Origin of the sequence: Mycobacterium sp. 1423905.2, assembly GCF_001673155.1 — a bacterium.
In the GTDB taxonomy this organism is placed as follows: Bacteria; Actinomycetota; Actinomycetes; order Mycobacteriales; family Mycobacteriaceae; genus Mycobacterium.
The window spans coordinates 1-3,248 of record NZ_LZLE01000162.1; the positions used below are offsets into that span (position 1 = coordinate 1).

Here is a 3,248-nt window from a genome sequence, read left to right on the forward strand (position 1 = left end):
CGGAACGTCTCTTCGGTGCGACCCCGCCGCCAGTAGCCGGAAATGGAAGACGCCCACTTTGCCTCGACGCCGCGCTCCTTGCGGATGTAGGGCCGCAGGTTGTGCATGACCGATTGCGCCTCGCCATGGATGAAGACCTGCACTTGTCCGGGCAGCCAGAGCGCGGTGGTGACCGCTTCGATCAGCGGCGCGTGGTCGCCGGCGCGGTCCTCGGGCACCAGGTCGGCACGTCCGCCCCGGTACACCCAGTTGATCTGAACGGCCTCCGGCGCGGTCAGCGTGATCTCGTCGTCGGGGCCGGCGACTTCGATGAAAGCCTTGCCGACCGCATCGGGCGGCAGCGCCTCGAGCGCGGCCGCGATGGCCGGGAGCGCGGATTCGTCGCCGGCGAACAGATGCCAGTCGGCCGCCGGGTCCGGACGGTAGGCCCCGCCCGGACCCATCAGGTAGATCGGTTGACCGGGTTGGGCCGTCGCCGCCCACGGGCCGGCCACGCCATGCTCGCCGTGCAACGCGATGTCCACGGCGATCTCGCGGGCGGTGGTGTCGACTTTGCGGACGGTGAAGGTGCGCACCGGAGGCTGCTTGGCGGGGGGCAGGTCAGCGAAGCTGTCCAGGGTCAGCGGCTGCGGCAGGGCGGGGACGTCGATGTCTTCGGCGACGAATGCCAGCTTGACGTAGGAGTCGGTGAAGTCGCTGGGGGTGAAGGTGTCGAAGCCGCTGCCGCCGAGGCGAACCCGGGTCATGTGCGGGGTGACCTCTTCGGTACCGACGACTTCGAAGCTTTGCAGGGGTCGACCCGCCACGTGTCCTCCTGTCCGGTCCTTCGTCGACTATACGAGCCGCATCGGCGCCCTTCCGGCCGTGGCCTGGGCAGCACCGGGGCGGACCAGCCGCCATCGGCCCTCCCGACGCTGCACCAATCCGGCCACCTCCAGCATGGCCAGCGGGCCGAACACCGACGCCGGGGCCAGCCCGGACGCCACCGCGATCTCGTCGACCGTGGCCGCACCGCGGCCCGGCAACGCCTCGTACACCTGCCGTTCGGCCTCACTGAGCCGGTCCAGCGCGGTGGTCGGCCGCGGCTCCTCCTCGGCCAGCTCACCGATGTGACCGACCAACTCGACGACGTCGGCGGGCCGGGTGACCAGCTGCGCGCCGTTGCGGATGAGCAGGTGACAACCCGCCGAAGCCGAAGAGGTCACCGGCCCGGGCACCGCGGCCACCACCCGGCCCAAGGCGCGCGCCCAGGCGGCGGTGTTGGCCGCCCCGCTGCGCAGGCCGGCCTCCACCACCACCACCGCGCCGGTGACAGCGGCCACCAGTCGGTTGCGGGTGAGGAACCGATGGCGGGCCGGGCGCACACCGGGCGGATATTCGCTGAACAGCAACCCGTCTTGGGCGATGCGGTGCAGCAGCGCGGAATGCCCCGCCGGATACGGGATGTCCAGACCGCCGGCCAGGACGGCGACGGTGAGTCCGTCACATGCCAGCGCGGCGCGGTGAGCCGCGCCGTCGATGCCGTAGGCGCCACCGGACACCACCACCACGTCGTGTTCGGCCAGGCCGGTGGCAAGGTCACCGGCCACGTGCTCGCCGTAGGTGGTCGCCGCGCGCGTGCCGACCACCGCGGCCGCGCGCTGGGCGACCTCGTCGAGGCGCGCGGGGCCCAACGCCCACAACACCAGCGGGGGTCCGCCGCGCGACCGGAGCCGCGCGCCGCCGAACGCGGCGAACGCGAGCACCGGCCACTCGTCGTCATCCGGGGTGATCAACCGCCCACCGCGCCGGGCCAGCAGCTCGAGATCGTCTGCTGCACAGTCGATGTGGCGTCGAGACTCGGTGTGACGGGCCAGCTCGTCGTCCACCGCACCGCGGCGCACCCGCTCGGCAGCCGCAACGGGTCCAACGCTGGCCACCAGCGCGGCCAGTTCCGGGCACGGCGGCTCGGCGACGCGCGACAGATAGGCCCAGGCCCGCGACACCTCGTCGGCGGTCATCTCGCGGCTCCGGCTTGGCGAAAACTCAGCGCGGTCGCGACTTCGTCGCAACCCGGTGAGGTCCGGCCGGCCAGATCGGCCAGACTCCACGCGACCCGAAGAGTGCGATCCACCCCGCGGATGCTGAGCATTCCCCGGTCCAACGCGGTGCGCAGCGGCTGCATCGCGGCGCTGCTCAGCCGGAACTTGCGCCGCAATAACGACCCGCTCACTTCGGCGTTGGTCGTGCAACCATGCGGTTTCCAGCGTTCGGCGGCCACCTGCCGGGCGGCCGCGACGCGGGAACGTACCTGCGACGTCGGCTCACCGGGCTCGGTCGAGAACGCTCCGACGCCAGCGGGATGCATCTCGACCCGCAGGTCGACCCGGTCCAGCAGCGGGCCGGACAACTTGCCCAGGTAGCGCCGCTTCACCGCCGCCGCACAGATGCAGTCCTGAGGATCGGCCGGCGCGCAGGGACACGGGTTGGCCGCCAACACCAGTTGAAATCGGGCTGGGTAACACGCCACCCCGTCGCGGCGGGCCAGCCGAATCTCGCCGTCTTCCAACGGTGTCCGCAACGCTTCCAGAGCGCTGACGCTGATCTCCGCGCACTCGTCGAGGAACAACACGCCGCGGTGAGCTCGGCTGACCGCGCCCGGGCGAGCCATTCCCGAGCCCCCGCCGACCAACGCGGCGACACTGGAACTGTGGTGTGGCGCCACGAACGGCGCGCGCGTGATCAACGGGGTATCCCCCGACAGCAACCCCGCCACCGAGTGGATTGCGGTGACCTCCAGCGATTCGCTGTCCGACAACGGCGGCAGGATGCCCGGAAGACGTTGCGCCAGCATGGTTTTGCCCACTCCCGGTGGTCCGGTCAGCATCAGGTGATGCGCTCCCGCCGCGGCCACCTCCACAGCGAACCGCGCCTGTGACTGCCCCACCACGTCGGCCAGATCGGCCGCGTCGTCTTGCGGCGGAGCAACGGCCGCGATCCGCTCGTCCAGCCCAGCGGACCCGTTGAGCCAGCCCTGCAGTTGCCGCAAGGTGCGAACGCCCCAGACGTCCACGCCGTCCACCAGGCTGGCTTCGGCGAGGTTGTCGCTGGGAACGACGACCATCGGCCACCCGTCGCGTTTGGCCGCCAGCACCGCCGGCAGCACCCCGCGTACCGGCCGCACCCGCCCGTCCAGCGACAACTCGCCCAACAGGACCGTCTTTTCCAGCTTGTGCCACGGCTTCTTGCGCTGGGCCGACAAAACCGCG

The 3,248-nt window shown here is 71.4% G+C and carries 3 protein-coding genes; all 3 read right to left on the reverse strand.

Annotation, left to right across the window (positions count from 1 at the left end; all coding sequences use genetic code 11):
* The coding region (locus A9W95_RS09240; protein WP_067411141.1) for a siderophore-interacting protein at window positions 1-806 on the reverse strand (806 nt) is incomplete at its 3' end.
* 27 nt (window positions 807-833) lie between these two features.
* The gene (dprA, locus tag A9W95_RS09245; protein WP_067411143.1) at window positions 834-2,000 is read right to left on the reverse strand and encodes a DNA-processing protein DprA; all 1,167 of its coding nucleotides are present in this window, start codon (window positions 1,998-2,000) and stop codon (window positions 834-836) included.
* On the reverse strand, window positions 1,997-3,248 hold a 1,252-nt coding region (locus A9W95_RS09250), incomplete at its 5' end, for a YifB family Mg chelatase-like AAA ATPase (protein ID WP_156746090.1). The genes dprA and A9W95_RS09250, both read right to left, overlap by 4 nt.